The organism is Enterobacter cloacae complex sp. IR5418, assembly GCF_049238105.1.
GTDB lineage: Bacteria > Pseudomonadota > Gammaproteobacteria > Enterobacterales > Enterobacteriaceae > Enterobacter > Enterobacter hormaechei.
In genome coordinates this window covers 40,291-60,656 of the sequence record NZ_JBMKHS010000005.1, presented here as the reverse complement: position 1 = coordinate 60,656, position 20,366 = coordinate 40,291, and the positions used below count along the sequence as shown (strand labels likewise).

19 protein-coding genes are annotated in these 20,366 nt (G+C 59.9%); 14 read left to right on the top strand and 5 right to left on the bottom strand.

The window, feature by feature from the left end:
* The first annotated feature begins 3 nt into the window (after positions 1-3).
* Genes ACOTX7_RS06010 through hycI form a run of 4 tightly spaced genes read left to right on the top strand, consistent with a single transcriptional unit; the run spans position 4 to position 2,186 of the window.
* Positions 4-546, top strand: coding sequence for a formate hydrogenlyase complex iron-sulfur subunit (locus ACOTX7_RS06010; RefSeq protein WP_221256380.1), 543 nt, complete (start codon positions 4-6; stop codon positions 544-546).
* The gene (locus tag ACOTX7_RS06005; RefSeq protein WP_221256379.1) at positions 546-1,313 is read left to right on the top strand and encodes an NADH-quinone oxidoreductase subunit B family protein; all 768 of its coding nucleotides are present in this window, start codon (positions 546-548) and stop codon (positions 1,311-1,313) included. The genes ACOTX7_RS06010 and ACOTX7_RS06005 overlap by 1 nt, the downstream gene beginning before the upstream one ends.
* Complete coding sequence (locus ACOTX7_RS06000) at positions 1,310-1,720, top strand: formate hydrogenlyase maturation HycH family protein (RefSeq protein WP_006811734.1); 411 nt, start codon at positions 1,310-1,312, stop codon at positions 1,718-1,720. The genes ACOTX7_RS06005 and ACOTX7_RS06000 overlap by 4 nt, the downstream gene beginning before the upstream one ends.
* Positions 1,713-2,186 (top strand): hydrogenase maturation peptidase HycI, encoded by a 474-nt coding sequence (gene hycI / locus ACOTX7_RS05995; RefSeq protein ID WP_006811733.1) that lies wholly within the window; start codon positions 1,713-1,715, stop codon positions 2,184-2,186. Before ACOTX7_RS06000 ends, hycI begins: the two co-directional genes overlap by 8 nt.
* 71 nt (positions 2,187-2,257) lie before the next feature.
* On the opposite strand, the gene ACOTX7_RS05990 is transcribed toward hycI, so the two are convergent.
* Positions 2,258-3,682, bottom strand: coding sequence for a 6-phospho-beta-glucosidase (locus tag ACOTX7_RS05990; RefSeq protein ID WP_221813571.1), 1,425 nt, complete (start codon positions 3,680-3,682; stop codon positions 2,258-2,260).
* Positions 3,683-3,700: 18 nt separating this feature from the next.
* Entirely contained in the window at positions 3,701-5,152 is a 1,452-nt protein-coding gene (ascF, locus tag ACOTX7_RS05985) for a PTS cellobiose/arbutin/salicin transporter subunit IIBC (RefSeq protein ID WP_006811731.1), read from the bottom strand.
* Positions 5,153-5,341: 189 nt separating this feature from the next.
* Between ascF and ACOTX7_RS05980 the strand changes: the two genes are divergently transcribed.
* From ACOTX7_RS05980 to ACOTX7_RS05965, 4 genes are all read left to right on the top strand, one after another.
* Positions 5,342-6,379 (top strand): LacI family DNA-binding transcriptional regulator, encoded by a 1,038-nt coding sequence (locus ACOTX7_RS05980; RefSeq protein ID WP_350363980.1) that lies wholly within the window; start codon positions 5,342-5,344, stop codon positions 6,377-6,379.
* Between the two features lie 133 nt (positions 6,380-6,512).
* Positions 6,513-7,058, top strand: coding sequence for an electron transport protein HydN (gene hydN / locus ACOTX7_RS05975; protein WP_017382793.1), 546 nt, complete (start codon positions 6,513-6,515; stop codon positions 7,056-7,058).
* Between the two features lie 6 nt (positions 7,059-7,064).
* The gene (gene hypF / locus ACOTX7_RS05970) at positions 7,065-9,281 is read left to right on the top strand and encodes a carbamoyltransferase HypF (RefSeq protein WP_221813572.1); all 2,217 of its coding nucleotides are present in this window, start codon (positions 7,065-7,067) and stop codon (positions 9,279-9,281) included.
* A gap of 1 nt (position 9,282) precedes the next feature.
* Positions 9,283-10,305 carry a HoxN/HupN/NixA family nickel/cobalt transporter gene (locus ACOTX7_RS05965; protein ID WP_221256375.1) on the top strand — a complete coding sequence of 341 codons (1,023 nt, stop codon included), beginning with the start codon at positions 9,283-9,285 and terminating at the stop codon, positions 10,303-10,305.
* Between the two features lie 113 nt (positions 10,306-10,418).
* On the opposite strand, the gene norW is transcribed toward ACOTX7_RS05965, so the two are convergent.
* Complete coding sequence (gene norW / locus ACOTX7_RS05960) at positions 10,419-11,552, bottom strand: NADH:flavorubredoxin reductase NorW (protein ID WP_221813573.1); 1,134 nt, start codon at positions 11,550-11,552, stop codon at positions 10,419-10,421.
* Positions 11,549-12,997 (bottom strand): anaerobic nitric oxide reductase flavorubredoxin, encoded by a 1,449-nt coding sequence (norV, locus tag ACOTX7_RS05955; protein ID WP_221256373.1) that lies wholly within the window; start codon positions 12,995-12,997, stop codon positions 11,549-11,551. Before norV ends, norW begins: the two co-directional genes overlap by 4 nt.
* A gap of 187 nt (positions 12,998-13,184) precedes the next feature.
* Here norV and norR point away from each other — a divergent pair, with 187 nt between their 5' ends.
* Positions 13,185-14,699 carry a nitric oxide reductase transcriptional regulator NorR gene (gene norR / locus ACOTX7_RS05950; RefSeq protein ID WP_221256372.1) on the top strand — a complete coding sequence of 505 codons (1,515 nt, stop codon included), beginning with the start codon at positions 13,185-13,187 and terminating at the stop codon, positions 14,697-14,699.
* Here the strand turns inward: norR and gutQ are convergent.
* Complete coding sequence (gene gutQ, locus ACOTX7_RS05945; RefSeq protein ID WP_221813574.1) at positions 14,696-15,661, bottom strand: arabinose-5-phosphate isomerase GutQ; 966 nt, start codon at positions 15,659-15,661, stop codon at positions 14,696-14,698. The two genes, norR and gutQ, sit on opposite strands and share 4 nt — an antisense overlap.
* A gap of 189 nt (positions 15,662-15,850) precedes the next feature.
* On the opposite strand from gutQ, the gene mltB reads away from it, so the two are divergent.
* The 5 genes from mltB to pncC all read left to right on the top strand — a co-directional run bounded on the left by mltB (position 15,851) and on the right by pncC (position 20,293).
* Positions 15,851-16,951: a lytic murein transglycosylase B gene (gene mltB / locus ACOTX7_RS05940; protein WP_006811722.1), complete on the top strand. Its 1,101-nt coding sequence runs from the start codon at positions 15,851-15,853 to the stop codon at positions 16,949-16,951.
* Positions 16,952-17,261: 310 nt separating this feature from the next.
* Positions 17,262-17,915: a metal ABC transporter ATP-binding protein gene (locus ACOTX7_RS05935; protein ID WP_214592141.1), complete on the top strand. Its 654-nt coding sequence runs from the start codon at positions 17,262-17,264 to the stop codon at positions 17,913-17,915.
* Positions 17,912-18,772, top strand: a complete 861-nt coding sequence (locus ACOTX7_RS05930; RefSeq protein WP_015571669.1) for a metal ABC transporter permease — start codon at positions 17,912-17,914, stop codon at positions 18,770-18,772. Before ACOTX7_RS05935 ends, ACOTX7_RS05930 begins: the two co-directional genes overlap by 4 nt.
* Positions 18,773-18,786: 14 nt before the next feature.
* Positions 18,787-19,665, top strand: coding sequence for a metal ABC transporter substrate-binding protein (locus ACOTX7_RS05925; protein ID WP_214592142.1), 879 nt, complete (start codon positions 18,787-18,789; stop codon positions 19,663-19,665).
* Between the two features lie 130 nt (positions 19,666-19,795).
* Positions 19,796-20,293, top strand: a complete 498-nt coding sequence (pncC, locus tag ACOTX7_RS05920; RefSeq protein WP_006811718.1) for a nicotinamide-nucleotide amidase — start codon at positions 19,796-19,798, stop codon at positions 20,291-20,293.
* Positions 20,294-20,366: the final 73 nt, after the last annotated feature.

Here is a 20,366-nt window from a genome sequence, read left to right as displayed (position 1 = left end):
GCCATGTTTACCTTTATCAAAAAAGTGATCAAAACCGGCGCGCAGACCAGCAGCTATCCGCTGGAGCCGATCCCGGTGGATAAAAACTTTCGCGGCAAGCCGGAGCACAACCCGCAGCAGTGCATCGGCTGCGCGGCCTGCGTCAACGCCTGCCCGTCGAATGCCTTAACGGTGGAAACGGACCTCAAAACCGGCGAGCTGGCCTGGCAGTTTAACCTCGGGCGCTGCATCTTCTGCGGCCGCTGCGAGGAGGTCTGCCCGACGGTCGCCATTCGTCTTTCGCCAGAGTACGAGCTGGCGGTGTGGAAGAAAGAGGATTTTCTCCAGCAGTCGCGCTTTGCGTTGTGCAGCTGCCGCGTCTGCAAGCGTCCATTCGCCGTGCAAAAAGAGATCGACTACGCCATTGCGCTGCTGAAGCACAACGGCGACGTGCGCGCGGAGCATCATCGTGAAAGCTTCGAAACCTGCCCGGAGTGCAAGCGTCAGAAGTGCCTGCTGCCGTCTGACCGCATCGATTTAACCCGTCATATGAGAGAGGCCAGCTGATGGAAAACTTACTCGGCCCGCGCGACGCTAACGGCATTCCGGTGCCGCTAACGGTGGAGGAGTCCATCGCCAGCATGAAGGCATCGCTGCTGAAAAAAATCAAACGCTCGGCCTACGTCTACCGCGTGGACTGCGGTGGCTGCAACGGCTGCGAAATTGAGATCTTCGCTACCCTGTCGCCGCTGTTTGACGCCGAGCGCTTCGGCATCAAAGTGGTGCCGTCCCCGCGCCATGCGGACATCCTGCTGTTTACCGGGGCGGTCACCCGCGCCATGCGATCGCCCGCGCTGCGCGCCTGGCAGTCGGCGCCGGACCCGAAAATCTGCATCTCCTACGGCGCCTGCGGCAACAGCGGCGGCATCTTCCACGATCTTTACTGCGTCTGGGGCGGCACCGACAAAATCGTGCCGGTGGACGTCTATATCCCGGGCTGCCCGCCGACGCCCGCCGCGACGCTGTACGGCTTTGCGATGGCGCTCGGCCTGCTGGAGCAGAAGATCCACGCCCGCGAGCCGGGCGAGATCGACAAACAGCCTGCGGCCATTCTGCACCCGGACATGGTGCAGCCCCTGCGGGTGAAGGTGGACCGCACGGCGCGGAAACTGGCGGGCTATCGCTATGGTCGCCAGATTGCCGACGATTACCTGCGCCTGCTGAGCCAGGGCGACCATCAGGTGGCGCGCTGGCTGGAGGCGGAAAACGATCCGCGTCTCAATGAGATCGTGGCGAACCTGAACAGCATTGTGGATGAGGCGCGTATTCGATGAGTGAAACGGTGGTGTTCAGCCAGCTGAGCCGTAAGTTTATTGATGAGAACGACGCCACGCCGGATGCGGCGCAGCAGGTGGTCTATTACAGCCTGGCGATTGGGCACCACCTCGGGGTGATCGACTGCCTTGAAACGGCGCTAAGCTGCCCGTGGCCCGAGTATCTGGCGTGGATCGCCACGCTGGAAGAGGGCAGCACGGCGCGGCGCAAAATGGAGGGCGTGCCGAAGTACGGCGAGATCGTTATCGACGCCAACCACATCACGATGCTCGCCAACGCCTTTGACGCGGCGCTGAGCAGGCAAACCCCGGCGCAGCAGGCGTGGAGCAAAACGCTGCTCGGCATGCTGCACGATATTCATCAGGAGAGCGCCATCTACCTGATGGTGAGGAGATTACGTGACTGACGTTTTACTGTGTGTCGGCAACAGCATGATGGGCGACGACGGCGCGGGCCCGCTGCTGGCAGAGATGTGTGACGCAAACCCACCGGGCAACTGGGTGGTGATTGACGGCGGCAGCGCCCCGGAAAATGACGTGGTCGCCATTCGAGAACTGCATCCGGACAGGCTGTTAATCGTCGATGCCACTGATATGGGGCTGAACCCCGGTGAGATCCGCCTGATTGATCCCGACGACATCGCCGAGATGTTTATGATGACCACCCACAATATGCCGCTGAACTATCTGGTGGATCAGATTAAAGACGACGTGGGCGAGGTGCTGTTTCTTGGGATCCAGCCGGACATTGTCGGGTTTTATTATCCGATGACGCCGCCAGTGAAAGCGGCGGTGGAGGTGGTGTATTCCCGGCTTGACGGGTGGATTGGAAATGGTGGGTTTGAACCCCTCACCCCGGCCCTCTCCCCATAGGGGAGAGGGTGAAAACCGCACCGAGTAGTTTGTAGGCCGGGTAAGGCGAAGCCGCCACCCGGCAAAACAGGCTACTCCAGATCCTTTCCGTTACTCGCAATCACCTTCTTATACCACCAGAACGACTTCTTGCGCTTGCGGTCCAGCGTGCCGTTCCCGGCGTCGTCCCGGTCGACGTACACAAACCCGTAGCGCTTGCTCATCTCCCCCGTTGAGGCCGACACCAGGTCGATACAGCCCCAGGTGGTGTAGCCCATCAGCGGTACGCCGTCCTCAATCGCGTCGCCCATCGCGCGGATATGCTCGCGCAGGTAGCTGATGCGGTAGTCGTCGTTGATCTCGCCGTTTTCATCAATAACGTCCTTCGCCCCGAGGCCGTTTTCCACCAGGAACAGCGGCTTCTGGTAGCGGTCGTACATCATGTTCATGGTGATGCGCAGGCCGAGCGGATCAATGCCCCAGCCCCATTCGCTCACCTGAATGTGCGGGTTACGCAGGGACTTCACGATGTTCGCCGCGCTGGTGTTGCCCGCGTTCATGTCCGCCGACGCGCAGCGCGAGGCGTAATAGCTGAACGAGACAAAGTCGACGGTGTTTTTTAGCAGTTCGTCGTCGCCGGGATCTTTCACAATCACCACGCCTTTTTCGCGGAACACGCGGGCGGAGTAGGCCGGATAGCTGCCGCGCGCCTGCACGTCGATAAAGAACAGGTTCTCGCGGTCTTTCTCCAGCGCCATCCACACGTCTTCCGGCTTGCAGGAGTAAGGGTAAAAATTGCCGCCCGCCAGCATACAGCCGACCTGGTTTTCCGGGTTCACCTCGTGGGCGATTTTGGTCGCCAGCGCGCTCGCCACCAGCTCGTGATGCGCGGCCTGGTATTTCACCTGATCCTCGTTTTCCCCTTCCTCAAACACCAGCCCCGCGCCGGAGAACGGGCTGTGCAGCATGATGTTGATTTCATTGAAGGTCAGCCAGTATTTCACCAGCCCGTTAAATTCTTCAAAGCAGGTGCGGGCGTAGCGGGCAAAGAAATCGACCATCTTACGGTTGCGCCAGGAGCCGTACTCCGTCACCAGGTGCATCGGCACGTCGAAATGGCAGAGCGTGACCAGCGGCTCGATGTTGTACTTTTTGCACTCCTCGAACACCGCGCGGTAGAAGGCAATGCCTTCCTGATTCGGCAGCGGTTCGTCGCCGTTCGGGTAGAGGCGGCTCCAGGCAATCGAGGTGCGGAACACCGTAAAGCCCATCTCCGCCATCAGGGCAATGTCTTCTTTGTAGCGATGGTAAAAATCAATCGCCTCGTGGCTCGGGTAGAATTCGTCGTCCCGCAACGAAAACCGTTTTTCCTTGCCGACCTTTACCGCCAGACGATTCGCGCCGTGGGGGATCATGTCGACCGTCGTCAGTCCTTTGCCGCCTTCACGGTAAGCACCTTCACTCTGGTTGGCGGCAAGCGCGCCGCCCCATAAAAATCCTTGTGGAAAAACAGACATTCTTACCTCGCTTTCAGTTTATGCTTCTGCTGCTTTGTTCTGTACCGGTGCGGTTTGCAGGGCGCGCGCTTTTTCGGCTTCGTCTTCTACCGGGATATCCTCAAACCCTAACAGCAGGGTCAGTACAAACGACAGCACCACCGCCAGCCCCATCACGCCAAACACCCAGACGATGGTCATCGGGTTGGCCGGGTCGAAGAACTGCACGCTGGTGAACAGCCCCGGCGCCGCCATCGAGTGGCTGGCAAGACCGGCCATGCCAGCCACCGCACCGCAGATAAAGCCGCTGATCAGGCTCGCAATCAGCGGACGTTTCAGGCGTACCGCCACGCCGTACAGGGCCGGTTCAGAGATCCCCGCCATGATGGCGGAGGCCGCCGCGGCCAGCGCCGTCTGGCGCAGCTCCGGGTTTTTGGTTTTCCACGCCACCGCCAGCGATGAACCGCCGAGTGACAGATTGGCGCCGATTTCCGACGGCATCACCATCCCTTCTTTGCCCGTTTCGGCAATGGTCTGGATGATGGTCGGGGTAAAGACGCGGTGCATCCCGGTCATCACCAGCAGCGGCCACAGCGCGCCCATAATGGCGACGGAGAGCCAGCCCAGATAGCCGTGGATGGTGTAGACCAGCGCGGAGATGGCGCTACCGATCCAGATCCCCAGCGGGCCTATCAGCACGATGGCGAGCGGGGCGGCAATCAGCACGATCAGCATCGGTTTCAGGAAGTTTTTCGTCACCGCCGGGGTGATGCGATCCACCCAGCGCTCGATATAGGACAGGCACCATGTCATGACCAGAGCCGGGATAACGGTATAGGTGTATTTCACCGCCGTGACCGGAATGAGGGCAAATTCTACGTGCTCGCCCTGCGCCGCTTTCGCCATCAGCTCGATAAAGCTCGGGTGCACCAGCACGCCCGCAATGGCAATCGCCAGCGACATGTTGGTTTTGAACTTCACCGCTGCGGAAGCCGCCACCATCAGCGGCAGGAAGAAGAACGCGCCGTCGCCAATAACGGTGAGGATCGTCAGCGTCGGGTCGCCTTTGCCCAGTACGCCGGTCATCTCAAGGATCATCGCCAGCAGCTTAACCATCGACCCGCCGATGATCGCCGGGATCAGCGGCGACATGGTGCCGATCAGCGCGTCGAGGATCCCGGCGCCAATCCGGCGCAGCGTGATCTTCTGTGGACCTTCCGGTACGGCAGGTTGCAGGTTAGCGGGCAGCAGGCTCACCACTTCACGGTATGCCTGGGACACGGTGTTGCCGATGATCACCTGGCACTGGTTGTCGTTGCGCACCACGCCGAGCACGCCGCTGATGCTTTTCAGGCGCGCGGCGTCGGTAAGGCTTTCGTCTTTCAGAACGAAGCGCAGGCGCGTCATGCAGTGGGTGACGGCGACGATGTTCTCTTTGCCGCCCAGCGCGCTAACGACGTCGGTCGCCAGCGCAGCGTAATTTTTTGCCATCGGATGTGATCCTGTTATCGTTGTGAGAAGTGTAGGAAACCGGTTTCACATAATCATTATGAGTTTCTATGAATGAAACAAGATCGCTTTGTTTACATTTTTTCGTTTCGTGATGCAGATCGCGGTGGGGTGGTAAAAGCGTGATAACGCCGCTGCGACAATTTTTTTGCGGTGCAGTACACTGCGCCCATCAGGTTCACACGGAATAAGAATATGACCACGATGCTGGAAGTGGCGAAGCGGGCAGGCGTGTCGAAAGCGACGGTCTCACGGGTGCTGTCGGGGAACGGTTACGTCAGTCAGGAGACCAAAGACCGGGTGTTTCAGGCCATTGAAGAGAGCGGGTATCGCCCCAATCTGCTGGCGCGAAACCTGGCGACCAAACGCACCCAGACCCTGGGGCTGGTGGTGACGAACACCCTGTACCACGGCGTCTACTTCAGCGAACTGCTGTTTAACGCTGCGCGGATGACGGAAGAAAAAGGGCGGCAGCTGATCCTCGCGGATGGTAAACACAGCGCCGAAGAGGAGCGCGAGGCGATCCAGTACCTGCTCGACATGCGCTGCGACGCGGTGATTATCTACCCGCGTTTTCTGAACGTGGAAGAACTGGACGCGCTCGTCGAGAAATGCGAGCAGCCGATTATGGTGCTCAACCGCCGCCTGCGGAAAAACAGCAGCCACAGCGTCTGGTCCGATCATAAAGCGTCGTGTCAGGAGGCGGTGTCGCAGCTGATTGCGAAAGGCCACCGGGAGATTGCGTTTATCACCGGTTCACTGGATTCCCCCACCGGGGTGGAGCGTCTTTCCGGCTACAGGGACGCGCTGGCGCAGCACGGCATTGCGGTGCGTGACGCGCTTATCGCCGAAGGGAAGTGGAACCCGGCCAGCGGCGCGGCGGCGGTCACTCAGCTGCTTGCCCGCGGCGAACCGTTTACCGCGCTGGTGGCGAGTAACGACGATATGGCGATTGGCGCCATCAAGCAGCTGCACGAGAGCGGCGTTGCCACGCCGGGCGCGGTGTCGGTCATCGGCTTCGACGACGTGGCGATCGCGCCCTACATTGTGCCTTCCCTCTCCAGCGTGCGTATTCCGGTAACGGAGATGATCCAGGAGACCATCAGCCGCCTGATCTTCATGCTCGACGGCGGTGAGTTTAAATATCAGCAAACCTTCTCCGGCGAGCTTATCCTGCGCGACTCCGTCATTGACGGCCCGCATCGCTGACGTCGACATCTGTCATCGTCACTAATGACGATGACAGATCCTTCTCTTTTTAATTTACCTATAAAATCAATGCATTAAATATTGGCACGGTTTATGAATAGCTTCGCGCATAACAGTTATGCCGGAGAAGCAGATGAACCGTTTTATTATGGCCGATGCCAGCAAATGCATTGGTTGCCGTACCTGTGAAGTGGCGTGCGTGGTGTCCCACCAGGCGGAGCAGGATTGCGCCTCTCTCACCCCTGACACCTTCCTGCCGCGCATCCACGTCATTAAAGGCGTGAATATTTCCACCGCTGCTATCTGTCGCCAGTGTGAAGACGCGCCGTGCGCCAACGTCTGCCCGAACGGGGCGATTAAGCGTGAAAAAGGCTTCGTACACGTGATGCAGGAGCGCTGCATCGGGTGCAAAACCTGCGTGGTGGCGTGTCCGTATGGCGCGATGGAGGTGGTGGTTCGCCCGGTGGTGCGTAACAGCGGTATCGGGCTGAGCGTACGCGCGGAGAAAGCCGAAGCCAACAAATGTGACCTCTGCTACCACCGCGATGCCGGTCCGGCGTGTATGGAAGCCTGTCCGACGCATGCGCTGGTCTGCGTCGATCGCGACAAGCTCGAACAGATGAGTGCCGAAAAACGCCGTCGCGCGGCGTTCGACACCTCGTCATCGCTGCTGTTTTAAGCGGCAATGTGCGTTAACGGCGTACAGTTGCGGGTGCGCGGCAAAGTGCAGGGCGTCGGGTTTCGTCCCTTCGTCTGGCAGCTTGCACACCAGCTGGGGCTGGCGGGCGACGTGTGCAACGACGGAGAGGGTGTCCTGGTGCGTCTCGCGGGCAGTGGGGGTGACTTTACCGCGAGACTGCGCCAGGACTGCCCACCGCTGGCGCGCATTGACCACGTTGAAACGCAGCCGTTTACCTGGGCACACCTGCCGGAGGGCTTTACCATCCGCCACAGCGCGGGCGGGGCGATGGACACGCAAATCGTCCCGGATGCCGCCACCTGTCCCGCATGCCTGGCGGAAATGCACGATCCCCGCGAACGTCGCTACCGCTACCCGTTTATCAACTGTACCCACTGCGGGCCGCGTTTTACCATCATTCGCGCCATGCCGTATGACCGCCCGGCCACGTCAATGGCGCCATTCCCGCTCTGTATGCCCTGCGAAACGGAGTACCGCAATCCCGCTGACCGACGTTTTCACGCCCAGCCGGTGGCCTGCCCGGACTGTGGACCCCAGCTGGAGTGGCGCGCCGGGGAGGCTGGTGCCACCCGCGAATCGGCGTTAAGCGCGGCGGTTGCGATGCTGAAAGGCGGCGGTATTGTCGCGGTCAAAGGGCTGGGGGGATTTCACCTGGTCTGCGATGCGCTTAACCCGCAGGCGATACTGACATTGCGGACACGCAAGCAGCGCCCGACGAAGCCGCTGGCGGTGATGATCCCCGATGCGGATGAGCTGCCGGAGACCATCCAGACGCGGTTACGCTCCTCCGCGGCACCGATAGTGTTGACGCCAAAAGCCTGTCTTCCTGCGTTTCCTGAGGAGATTGCGCCCGGGCTGAATACGGTCGGCGTAATGTTACCCGCGAACCCGATCCAGCATTTGCTGATGATGGCATGCCAGCGTCCGCTGGTGATGACCTCCGGGAACCTCAGCGGCAGACCGCCCGCCATCACCAACCCGCAGGCGATGGAGGAACTGGGCGATATTGCTGACGGTTTTCTGCTGCACAACCGGGACATCCTGCAACGCATGGATGATTCCGTGATGGATCGGGATGGCGCCCTCCTGCGTCGCGCCCGCGGTTTTGTGCCGGATGCCATCACGTTGCCCGCTGGTTTTGAGAATATCCCCGCCATGCTGTGCACTGGCGCGGAGATGAAAAACACCTTCTGCCTGGTGCGTGGGAACCAGGCGGTGCTGAGCCAGCATTTTGGCGATCTGAGCGACGAGGGCGTAGAGGCGCAGTGGCGCAGCGCGCTCACGACGATGCAGGACATCTACGCCTTCCAGCCTGAGCGCGTGGTGTGTGATGCGCATCCGGGCTATCACGCCCGCCAGTGGGCGCTTGAGCAGGCGCTGCCCGTTGAGACCGTGCTGCATCATCACGCGCATGCGGCAGCGTGTCTGGCGGAGAACGGCTGGCCGCTCGACGGCGGAGACGTTATCGCCCTGACGCTTGACGGCATCGGCATGGGCGAGAACGGTGCGCTGTGGGGCGGGGAGTGCCTGCGGGTCAACTATCTCGACTGCGAGCGGCTTGGCGGTCTGCCAGCCGTTGCGCTGCCGGGGGGCGATCTGGCAGCGAAACAGCCGTGGCGCAATTTGCTCGCCCACTGTCTGGCGTTCGTACCTGACTGGCAGCAGTACCCGGAAACAGAGGCGGTACAGCGTCAAAACTGGCCGCTGCTGGCCACGGCGGTGTCACGCGGTATCAACGCGCCGCGGGCGTCGTCCTGTGGTCGTCTGTTTGACGCCGTGGCCTGTGCGCTGGGCATTGAAACGCAACGCTACGAGGGCGAAGCCGCATGCAGGCTGGAGGCGCTGGCCGAACGCGGTGCAGGGGTTGAGCATCCGGTGACGCTACAGGCGGATAACCTTACGCTGTTCTGGCAACAGTGGCTTACCTGGCGGGCGGAACCCGGCGAGCGCGCCTGGGCCTTTCACGATGCGCTGGCAAAAGGGCTAAGTGAACTGGCGGCATCGCATGCCCGCCGACTGTCGCTCACGACGGTGTGTTTCAGCGGCGGCGTCCTGCACAACCGCCTGCTGCGCGCGCGCCTTCGTTACTACCTTTCTGATTTTACGCTTCTTTTTCCTTCGCGCCTGCCCGCAGGCGACGGAGCGATCTCCTTCGGGCAGGCGATGGTTGCTGCCGCCCGATCATGTTCACAAAGGATTTAAAATGTTACGACTTTTACGCAATGAACCTCGTGCAGCGTGCCTGCTGCTGGCTCTGGTGATGGCGAACCTGCTGGCCTGGGGGCTGGCATGGCAAACCTTTAGCGGCAGCACGGCGCTGATGGCCGCCAGCCTGCTGGCATGGTGCTATGGACTGCGTCATGCGGTGGACGCTGACCACATTGCCGCGATTGATACCGTGACGCGTAAGATGATGCAGCAGGGCAAGCGTCCGTCCGGCGTGGGCGCATGGTTTTCCCTCGGACACTCCACCATCGTGGTGCTGGCCTCCATTGCCATTGCCGCGACCGCCACGGCGTTCCAGAAAAACATGGCGTGGTTTCACGAGACCGGCAGCCTGATCGGTACGGCGGTGTCGGCAACCTTCCTGCTGGCGATGGCGCTGGTGAATATGGTGATCCTCCGCGGCGTCTGGCGCAGTTTTCAGGCGCTGAAACACGGCAGGCCCGTGCAGGGTGATATCACGCTGCCTGCGCAGGGTGGGGTCATGAACTGGCTGTTCGGCAAAACCTTCCGCCTGGTGAATAAAAGCTGGCAGATGTATCTGGTGGGCTTCCTGTTTGGCCTCGGCTTTGACACGGCCACCGAGATTGGCGTGCTGGGGATCTCCGCCGCCAGCGCCTCCAGCGGGATGTCAGTGTGGTCGATCATGATCTTCCCGGCGCTCTTTGCCAGCGGCATGGCGCTGGTGGATACGCTTGATAACCTGCTGATGGTGGGGGCCTACGGCTGGGCGTTCAACAAGCCGCAGCGCAAGCTGTACTACAACATGACCATCACCGGCACCTCGGTAGTGGTGGCGCTGTTTATCGGCGGGCTGGAAGCGCTGGGTCTGCTGATGGACAAGTTCGCCCTCAGCGGCGGCGTGTGGGATCTGATTGGCGCAGTGAATGATAACCTGGGCGATGCCGGATTTGTGGTGGTCGGGCTGTTTGTCGCCTGCTGGCTGATCTCGATGGCGAACTACCGCTGGCGCGGTTATGACGCGCTGGTGGTGCGGTCCTGAACTACCCAGCCCTGTTTTTGCCCGGCGGCGCTACGCTTGCGCGGGCCTACAAGGTTTACCGTTTTGGGGTTGAGTAGGCCGGGTAAGCGAAGCGCCACCCGGCATTGCGAGGGTTAAGCAGGTAGCGATTTCAGCAGCGTGAACGCCTCCTTCATCCGGTCTTCACTGACGACAAAGGCGCGCATCTGACCCTCGCTGTCCACACCTCGCGCGACCATTCCCTGCGGTTCGAGGGTAATTTGCCAGTTCAGATCCTGACGCTGCGTTTCACCTGCGAGATGCAGCGGTAGTTCCGGCGTTTTTACCTTCACCAGCATGGCGGGTAATTTCACCGGTGCGTTGCCACCGAGCAGGTTTTTCGCCAGGAACATGGCGCTTAACTGTATCGGTTGCAGGAACGGCAGCACCTGGCCGTTAATTTCCGCGCAGTCGCCCAGGGCATAAATGTCCGGCTGGGTGGTTTGCAGGTAGCTGTCCACCTTCACGCCGCGATTGATCTCTGCGCCTGCACGGTGCGCCAGCGCGGTTTCCGGGCGCAGCCCCGTCGCCGCGATAACCACATCCACTTCCACGCTGCGGTTGCGATCGAGCGTCGCACGAATACCGGTGTCGGTTTTGCACAGACTCTGCAACTGCGATTTCAGCAGCAGATGCACGCCCATGTCGGTCAGACGATGCTGTAAGCGACTGCTTACTTCTGCCGGCATCAGCGCTGACAGAATGCTGGCCGCGTGGTCAACCAGGGTGACGGATTTCCCCGCCCGGCAGAAATCCATCGCCAGCTCGGTGCCAATCAGTCCGCCGCCGACAATCATCACCCGTTGCGCGTCGCGTAACAGGGTTTCGCTGGCCTGATACTCCTGCTGGCTGTTGAGCGTGACCATCAGCTCGCGGCCCTCAACCGGCGGCACAAACGCCGATGCCCCCGTCGCCAGCACCAGCTTGTCGTACTGCCAGGTTTTATCTTTCGCGTTCACCTCGTGGGCATCGGCGTCGATATCAGTGACCCAGGTATACGGAAACAGACGCAGGTTAAACTGTTCTGCGAACTCCCCCGCCGTCTGGCGGGTGAGATCGTCGGCGCGCTGATTCTGGCTAATGACGTGGCTTAAATCAGGCTTGTTGTACTCGTCCATGCTGTCGGCGGCGATCACCGTCAACGGCACGTTAGCATCCTGTTTGCGGATATTTTTCACCAGCTGGCGGGCGGCAAAGCCCGAGCCGATAATGACGATGCCGTGGCTCATTTTGCCTCCGTTGCCAGTTCATCAAAGACGTCTTTCCCGAGGGAACATTCCGGGCAGAGGAAGTTGTCCGGCACCTCGCTCCACGGCGTACCCGGCGCGACATCCTGCAACGGTTCGCCCAGTTCAGGATCGTAAATCCACTGGCAGACGCTGCACTGCATGCAAGGGCCGAGGTCGGCAGTGGCAGGGGCGGCTTCTGCTACGGATCCTGGCGCAACAGCCGGAGCGGGGGCGGTTTCCGGCAGCGGCGCAAGCGCCCACTGACGGGCAATGTCGCGACCGTGCTGGCGACAGATTTCCAGCGCGTCGAGATCCGGACGCCATTTCGCCTTCAGGCTCAGGGACATCTCAAAACCGGCATCCTGCAAACGGGTGGAAAGACGGTCTACCGCGCCGCCGCTCCAGCCGTGTGAACCAAAGGCGCTGGCGCGTTTGTTACGGAAGCGCAGGCCGGTCATCTCTTCCACCAGTCCGGCAATCTTCGGCATCATCACGTTATTCATGGTGGAGGTGCCCACCAGCACGCCCTTGGAGCGGAAGACGTTGGTCAATATCTCATTCTTATCGCTGCGCGCCACGTTGAAGATTTTCACCGCCACGTTCGGGTCAACTTCGTTGATGCCCTGGGCAATCGCGTCCGCCATCATGCGGGTGTTGTTGGACATGGTGTCGTAGAAAATCGTGATGCGATCTTCCTGATAATCCGCCGCCCATTTCAGGTACAGCTCGACGATCTGGGTAGGGTTTTCACGCCATACCACGCCGTGGGAGGTGGCGATCATATCCACCGGCAGGTTGAAGCCGAGGATCTCGGTGATTTTTGGCGTGACCAGGCGGCTGAACGGGGTCAGGATGTTGGCGTAGTAGCGCTGGCACTGTTCGAACAGCTCGGTCTGATCCACTTCGTCGTTGAACAGACGTTCGTCGCAGTAGTGCTGACCGAAGGCGTCGTTACTGAACAGCACCGCGTCACCGGTCATGTAGGTCATCATGCTGTCCGGCCAGTGCAGCATCGGCGTTTCCACGAAGATCAGCTGTTTGCCGTTGCCGATATCCAGCGTGTCGCCGGTTTTCACGGTGTGGAAGTTCCACTCCGGATGGTGGTGGTGACCGTTGATGGAGTCAATAGCGTTGGTGGTGCAGTAGATCGGGGTGTCCGGAATGTAAGACATCAGCTCGGTCAGCGCCCCGGCGTGATCCTCTTCCGCATGGTTGATGATGATGTAGTCGATGTCGTTCAGATCGATTTCGCTGCGCAGGTTCTGCACGAACTCGCGGCTGAATTTGTGATCGACGGTATCGATCAGGACGTTTTTACCCTCGCGGATGAGATAGCTGTTGTAGCTGCTGCCGCGCAGCGTTTTATATTCCGTCCCGTGGAAATCGCGCACTTCCCAGTCACGTTGACCCACCCAATGAATGTTATTTTTAACCAGAATAGACATAGCAACCTCAACGTAATACAGCGTTTTCAAATAAGATGGTTTGCTTATATCAAGTTGCGTGCCAATTTTTTAATTTATTGAAAGGTAAGGGTTTATGTTTTCATGATCCCAAATAAGTAGTCATTTTGACTATCTAAAAAATTGTCAATATGACACTATGCATTGTCAAAATGACAGTGAGGCAGAGATGAGCTTTTCCGTAGACGTGCTGGCGAAGATCGCCATAGAACTGCAAACCGGTATTGGTCATCAGGACCGTTTTCAACGGCTGATCTCCACGTTGCGCCACGTGCTGGGTTGCGATGCGTCAGCGCTGCTGCGTTACGAAGGGCGGCAGTTTATTCCGCTGGCCATCGACGGGCTGGCGAAGGACGTACTCGGGCGGCGCTTTACGCTGGAGGGCCATCCGCGTCTGGAAACTATCGCCCGCGCGGGGGACGTGGTGCGTTTCCCGGCGGACAGCGATCTGCCCGACCCGTACGACGGCCTGATCCCCGGCCAGGAGAGCCTGAAGGTGCACGCCTGTATTGGCCTGCCGCTGTTTGCCGGGCAGAACCTGATTGGCGCATTAACCCTCGATGGCATGTCGCCGGATCAGTTCGATACCTTCAGCGACGAAGCGCTACGGCTGATTGCCGCGCTGGCAGCCGGGGCGCTGAACAACGCCCTGCTGATAGAACAGCTGGAGAGCCAGAATATCCTTCCGGGTAGCCCGACGGTGTTTGAGCAAGTAGCGCACACCGAAATGATTGGCCTTTCGCCGGGCATGGAACAGCTCAAAAAAGAGATTGAGATTGTCGCCGCGTCTGATTTGAACGTGCTGATCTTCGGTGAAACCGGCACCGGTAAAGAGCTGGTGGCGAAAGCGATCCATGAAGCCTCGCCCCGTGCGGTGAACCCGCTGGTGTACCTCAACTGCGCGGCGCTGCCGGAAAGCGTGGCGGAAAGTGAGCTGTTCGGACACGTCAAAGGGGCGTTTACCGGGGCGATCAGCAACCGTAGCGGCAAGTTCGAAATGGCCGATAACGGCACGCTGTTCCTGGATGAAATTGGTGAGCTTTCCCTTTCGCTCCAGGCCAAACTGCTGCGGGTGTTGCAGTACGGCGATATTCAACGCGTGGGTGACGATCGCAGCTTACGCGTGGATGTGCGCGTGCTGGCGGCGACGAACCGCGATCTGCGCGAAGAGGTGCTGGCAGGTAATTTCCGCGCCGATCTGTTCCACCGTCTGAGCGTGTTCCCGCTCACGGTGCCGCCGCTGCGCGAGCGGGGCGATGACGTGGTGCTGCTGGCGGGCTTTTTCTGCGAACAGTGTCGGCTCAAAATGGGGCTTTCCCGCGTGGTGTTAAGCCCCGGTGCGAGGACGCACCTTCTGAGCTACGGCTGGCCGGGTAACGTGCGTGAACTGGAGCATGCGATCCACCGTGCGGTCGTGCTGGCGCGGGCAACGCGTTCGGGGGATGAAGTGGTTATTCATGCGCACCATTTTGCGCTGCATGAGGAAACGATGCCGCCCGTGAAGCCGGTGATACCTGAGAGCGTGAACGAGAACCTGCGCGAGGCGACGGATGCGTTCCAGCGCCAGATGATCACCCGCGCGCTGGAGCAGAATAACCGCAGCTGGGCGGCATGCGCGCGGACGCTGGAGATGGACGTCGCCAACCTCCACAGGCTGGCGAAACGTCTGGGGCTTAAGGGTTAAATTATCCCCGCCTGGTAGAAGTCTTGCAGGTTGATCGCGCCGCACAGCCTGCCGTGCTCGTCCACCACCGGTGCGGCGGTGATTTTACGCTTCATCAGCACCTCTTTGGCTTCAATGGCGCGGCTGTCGGCGTTCAGCGTCAGCCCGCCCTTGGTCATGGCGTCAGACACTTGAGTTTCCAGCCCGCCACCGCCCACCAGCCAGCGACGCAGATCGCCGTCGGTGAACACGCCTTTGACGTTTCCGCCGTCATCGCATACCGCCACCAGACCCAGACCGGTGCGGCTCAGCTCCAGCATGGCGTCCATCACGCTGGTGTCGAGCTTAACCTGCGGAATGGCATCGTCGGTGCGCATCAGGTGGTGAACCTTGTTGAGCAGCCGTGCACCGAGCGCCCCCGCGGGGTGGGAGCGGGCAAAATCTTCCTCATTAAAGCCGCGCGCCTGCATCACCGCCATCGCCAGCGCATCGCCCATCATCAGCGTGTTGACGGTGCTGGAGGTCGGTGCCAGGTGCATCGGGCAGGCTTCGCGCTCAACGGAAATATCCAGCGTGGCTTTCGCGGCCAGCGCCAGCGGCGAACGGGATTTGCCGGTCATCGCTAACAGGGCTACCGATTTTTCTTGCAGGCGAGGGATGATGAGATCCAGCTCTTTGGCGGAACCGGAGTAGGAGATAAACAGCATCACGTCGCGGCTTTCGATCATCCCCAGATCGCCGTGCAGCGCTTCGGCAGGATGCACGAAGAACGCCGGGGTGCCGGTGCTGGCAAGCGTCGCGGCAATCTTCTTGCCGATATGACCGGATTTACCGATACCCGCCACGATCACTTTGCCCTCACAGTGGATGATGGTGTTGGCTGCACGAACAAAATCCTCGCCCAGACGCTCCGGCAGGCGGCTGGCTTCCTGTAGCTCCAGCAGCAGGGTCTGACGGCCTGCGTTTAACAGAAAATCACTCATTTTACTCTCCGGTTACGATCGTTCCGATCCCCCGCTCCAACAGAAGGGGCGCTCATCATAATGCATTCTCCCTGCGCCGACCGTGGTCAATGATAAAGATTTTGCTTACGGCCACATAACCGCTTCCTTGAGGTGTTGCGGATGCTTTACCATACTGGGTTCTTACCGAACTCGTTAAATGGATGCCACATGTTCAAGCGTCGTTATGCAGCGCTGTTACCTGCGCTTATTCTCCTGTCCGCCTGTAGCAGCAAACCTAAGACCGAAGCCGTTCAGCAAACGGCGGGCGCGCCTTCCGGCGGGTTCCTGCTTGAGCCGCAGCACAATATGATGCAGATGGGTGGCGACTTCGCGAATAACCCTGCGGCCGAACAGTTCATCGATAAAATGGTGAGCAAACACGGTTTTGACCGCCAGCAACTGCATGCCATTTTGTCCCAGGCGAAGCGTCTGGACTACGTGCTGCGCCTGATGGACAGGCAGGCACCGACGGCCCAGGTGCCGACCGGGCCAAACGGCGCATGGCTGCGCTATCGCAAACAGTTTATTACCCCGGACAACGTGCAGAATGGCGTGGTGTTCTGGAATCAGTATGAAGACGCCCTGAACCGTGCGTGGCAGGTCTACGGCGTGCCGCCGGAAATTATCGTCGGTATTATTGGGGTGGAGACCCGCTGGGGACGCATTATGGGTAAAACCCGCATCCTCGATGCACTGGCGACGCTCTCCTTTAACTACCCGCGCCGCGCCGAGTATTTCTCTTCCGAGCTGGAAACCTTCCTGCTGATGGCGCGAGACGAACAGGACGATCCGTTGGATCTGAAAGGGTCGTTTGCCGGTGCGATGGGCTACGGCCAGTTTATGCCGTCCTCCTATAAGCAGTACGCGGTAGATTTTAACGGGGATGGCCACATCAACCTGTGGGATCCTGAAGACGCCATCGGCAGCGTGGCGAACTACTTCAAAGCGCACGGCTGGACCCCGGGCGGCCAGGTGGCGGTGCAGGCGAACGGCGAAGCGTTTGGTCTGGAAAACGGATTTAAAACCAAATACAGCGTGGCGCAGCTGGCAGCGGCAGGCTTAACGCCATCGCAGCCGCTGGGTAATGTTGACCAGGTGAGTCTGCTGCGTCTGGATGTCGGAACCGGTTATCAATACTGGTTCGGGCTGCCGAACTTCTACACCATTACCCGCTACAACCACAGCACGCACTATGCGATGGCGGTATGGCAGCTGGGCCTGGCGGTGTCGCAGGCGCGCGTGCCAGCAGCGTCACCGTTTAGTCAGTAATTCGTTCCAGCGGGTAGGCCGGGTAAGGCAACGCCGCCACCCGGCATGGCTGTACGCACGGTGCGGCCTGATGCCCTTATTCTGCCTCTCTCCCACCGGAGAGGGGCGTTTGCAGAAACATTTCGCCACACTCCCATTTCACTCCCGCCGTTTACATCATAATCGCCTTTCGATATTGTTATGTTATAACATAATTTTGAATTGAGATATCCATGTCCCTGTTTTCTCTCTCATCCCCGGTCCGGCTGCTGCTGGCGCTGGTGCTCATTCTGTTTCTCGGCCTGGCCGTGCGCTGGGCGGTGGCGTTGCCATGATCGTGATGAACGACCTGGTGGCGGGGTACGATCGCCAGCCCGTTACGCGCGCGCTGTCCGGCGTGATTGAACGCGGGAGCATGACCGCCATCGTCGGGGCCAACGGCTGCGGCAAATCCACGCTGCTGAAAACGCTCGCCGGATTTATTCCGCCCGTCAGCGGTAGGTTTCGCTGGCAGGGGAGACGTCCGGTGGTGGGCTGGCTGGCGCAGCGTCACGCGCTGGAGGCGCAATTTCCCCTTACCGTGCAGGACGTGGTGAGTATGGGCTGCTGGCCTGAAATCTCACTTTTTGCCGGTTTTCGTCGGGATACCCGGATGCGTATTGCCGACGCGCTGGAGCGCGTGGGGCTGGCATCGATGGCGTTTTCCACCATTGATGAACTTTCCGGCGGCCAGTTCCAGCGCATGCTGTTTGCCCGCGTTTTCGTGCAGCAGGCGCCGCTGATCATGCTGGATGAGCCTTTCACCGGCGTCGATGAAGCGACCTGCAACGTGCTGATGGATCTGATGATGGAGATGTATATGCAGGGCCAGACTCTGCTGGCGGTTCTGCATGACAGCGAACGCGTGGCGCGCCACTTCCCGCAGACGTTACGCCTGGATGCTGATATTCCCCAGTGGAAAACCGGGCGGGTGAGGGTGGCATGATCTGGCATCTCTTCTTCCAGCCGTTTATTGAGTACGGCTTTATGCGACGCGCGCTGGTGGTTTGTCTGGCGCTCTCGGTCAGCACCACTGCGCTGGGCGTATTCCTTCAGCTGCGGCGGATGAGCCTGATGGGGGATGCCCTTTCTCACGCCATTTTGCCGGGCGTCGCGGTGGGCTATCTGCTCAGCGGGATGTCGCTGCTGGCAATGACTGTTGGCGGGTTTATTGCCGGGATCGCCGTGGCGCTGGTGGCCGGGCTGGTCAGCCGTCGCACGCCCCTTAAAGAGGATGCCAGCTTTGCCGGTTTCTATCTTGGCTCGCTGGCGTTGGGCGTCACGCTGGTGTCGCTGCGCGGTTCAAATGTCGACCTGCTTCACCTTCTGTTTGGCTCCATTCTCGCCGTGGATAGCGCGTCAGCCCTGTTTGTGACGGGCGTTTGCATGTTCACGCTCCTCACGCTGGCGATTTTTTATCGGGGACTGGTCAGCGAAGCGTTTGATACCGCGTGGTTACAGGTGAACGCGCGCTGGCTGCCCGGGATGTTACACGGTCTGTTTCTGGCGCTGCTGGTGCTCAACCTGGTGGCCGGTTTTCAGGTGCTCGGCACATTGATGGCCGTCGGGCTGATGATGTTACCCGCCGTGGCGGCACGCTGCTGGGTGCGCACCCTACCAGGGTTACTTCTGATGGCGGGTATCAGCGGTATTTTTTGCGCGTGGCTGGGCTTAAGCCTTTCCTGGGCAGTGAGTCTGCCTGCCGGACCCTCAATTGTGCTGACCGCCAGCGCGTTGTTCTTTATTTCAGTGTTGTTTGGCACGCGCAGCAGGCTGGCGGATAGCCTGCGGGCGCTTTTTTAACGCAAGGGGAAACGATGAAACGTACAGGGTTAGCCGTCGCGCTCGCGCTCGGCATGATGACGCACGGCGTAATGGCGAAAACGCTGAATGTGGTGACCAGCTTTTCCATACTGGGAGACATCACGCAGCAGGTTGGCGGGGATCGTGTGAAGGTGACGACGCTGGTGGGGCCGGACGGTGATCCCCATACCTTCGAACCTTCGCCCAAAGACAGCGCGGCGCTGAGTAAAGCTGACGTGGTGGTGGTCAATGGGCTGGGGCTGGAGGGCTGGCTCGACCGTCTGGTGAAAGCCTCCGGATTCAAAGGGCAACTGGTGATCGCCTCGGACGGCGTGAAAACGCACACGCTGGAAGAGGACGGTAAAACCGTGACCGATCCGCACGCGTGGAACAGCGCGGCGAACGGCGCGCTGTATGCGCAAAATATTCTCTCAGGGCTGGTGAAGGCCGATCCTGAAGATAAAGCCGCGCTTGAGGCTTCCGGCAAACCCTATATTGCGCAGCTCTTTCAGCTGGACAGTTGGGCTAAAAAGCGTTTCAGCGATATCCCACAGGCAAAGCGTAAAGTGCTGACCAGCCACGACGCCTTCGGCTATTTCAGCCGCGCCTACGGCGTGACGTTTATGGCGCCGCAGGGGCTGTCGTCTGAAAGCGAAGCCAGCGCGGCGCAGGTAGCCGAAATCATCAATCAGATTAAAGCTGACGGCGTGCACACCTGGTTTATGGAAAACCAGCTCGATCCGCGCCTGGTCAAGCAGATTGCGACCGCCACGGGTGCCCAGCCGGGCGGTGAACTCTACCCGGAAGCATTGTCTGCGAAGGGCGGCGTGGCGGACACCTACGTTAAGGCGTTTCGCCACAATGTGAAGACTCTTGCTAACAGCATGAAATAAGCCTCGCTACAGCCGGTGCGCCCGCATCGGCTTTTTTCTGAAGCCCCCTCGTAAAACCCGACGCGCATCCCCATATCTGACGAGAAAGTGCTATCTTGTGCTGCATGTTTTTCTAAGGCCTGGAGCGAGAATGACTGACCATGAATTGATGCAGCTTAGCGAAGTGGTGGGGCTGGCGCTGAAACAGCGCGGCGCGACTATCACGACCGCAGAATCCTGCACCGGCGGCTGGGTGGCGAAAGCAATTACCGATATTGCTGGCAGTTCCGCCTGGTTTGAACGCGGCTTTGTGACCTACAGTAACGAAGCTAAAGCGCAGATGATTGGCGTGCGTGAAGCCACGCTTGAGCAGCATGGCGCGGTCAGCGAGCCGGTGGTGATCGAGATGGCGATTGGCGCGCTGAAAGAGGCGCGCGCAGATTACGCTATCTCCATCAGCGGTATCGCGGGGCCGGACGGCGGCAGCGACGTGAAGCCTGTCGGCACCGTCTGGTTTGGCTTTGCCACCTCAAAAGGGGAAGGGATCACCCGCCGGGAATGCTTCAGCGGCGATCGCGAAAGCGTGCGTCGTCAGGCAACGGAATACGCGTTAAAAACGCTCTGGCAACAATTTCTACAAAATACTTGATACTGTATGACTATACAGTATAATTGCCTCAACAGAACAGAAGTCCATGGTGAAGCGCAGTTGCTTCTCCCGG

Bases quoted from the DNA above. Each gene is read 5' to 3' on its own strand.
- ascF (WP_006811731.1), bottom strand. From the start codon at position 5,152: ATGGCAAAAAATTACGCTGCGCTGGCGACCGACGTCGTTAGCGCGCTG.
- ACOTX7_RS05990 (WP_221813571.1), bottom strand. From the start codon at position 3,682: ATGTCTGTTTTTCCACAAGGATTTTTATGGGGCGGCGCGCTTGCCGCC.
- hydN (WP_017382793.1), top strand. From the start codon at position 6,513: ATGAACCGTTTTATTATGGCCGATGCCAGCAAATGCATTGGTTGCCGT.
- norV (WP_221256373.1), bottom strand. From the start codon at position 12,997: ATGTCTATTCTGGTTAAAAATAACATTCATTGGGTGGGTCAACGTGAC.
- gutQ (WP_221813574.1), bottom strand. From the start codon at position 15,661: ATGAGTGATTTTCTGTTAAACGCAGGCCGTCAGACCCTGCTGCTGGAG.
- pncC (WP_006811718.1), top strand. From the start codon at position 19,796: ATGACTGACCATGAATTGATGCAGCTTAGCGAAGTGGTGGGGCTGGCG.
- norW (WP_221813573.1), bottom strand. From the start codon at position 11,552: ATGAGCCACGGCATCGTCATTATCGGCTCGGGCTTTGCCGCCCGCCAG.
- hypF (WP_221813572.1), top strand. From the start codon at position 7,065: ATGTGCGTTAACGGCGTACAGTTGCGGGTGCGCGGCAAAGTGCAGGGC.
- ACOTX7_RS06000 (WP_006811734.1), top strand. From the start codon at position 1,310: ATGAGTGAAACGGTGGTGTTCAGCCAGCTGAGCCGTAAGTTTATTGAT.
- mltB (WP_006811722.1), top strand. From the start codon at position 15,851: ATGTTCAAGCGTCGTTATGCAGCGCTGTTACCTGCGCTTATTCTCCTG.
- ACOTX7_RS06010 (WP_221256380.1), top strand. From the start codon at position 4: ATGTTTACCTTTATCAAAAAAGTGATCAAAACCGGCGCGCAGACCAGC.
- ACOTX7_RS05965 (WP_221256375.1), top strand. From the start codon at position 9,283: ATGTTACGACTTTTACGCAATGAACCTCGTGCAGCGTGCCTGCTGCTG.
- ACOTX7_RS05935 (WP_214592141.1), top strand. From the start codon at position 17,262: ATGATCGTGATGAACGACCTGGTGGCGGGGTACGATCGCCAGCCCGTT.
- ACOTX7_RS05925 (WP_214592142.1), top strand. From the start codon at position 18,787: ATGAAACGTACAGGGTTAGCCGTCGCGCTCGCGCTCGGCATGATGACG.
- ACOTX7_RS06005 (WP_221256379.1), top strand. From the start codon at position 546: ATGGAAAACTTACTCGGCCCGCGCGACGCTAACGGCATTCCGGTGCCG.
- ACOTX7_RS05930 (WP_015571669.1), top strand. From the start codon at position 17,912: ATGATCTGGCATCTCTTCTTCCAGCCGTTTATTGAGTACGGCTTTATG.
- norR (WP_221256372.1), top strand. From the start codon at position 13,185: ATGAGCTTTTCCGTAGACGTGCTGGCGAAGATCGCCATAGAACTGCAA.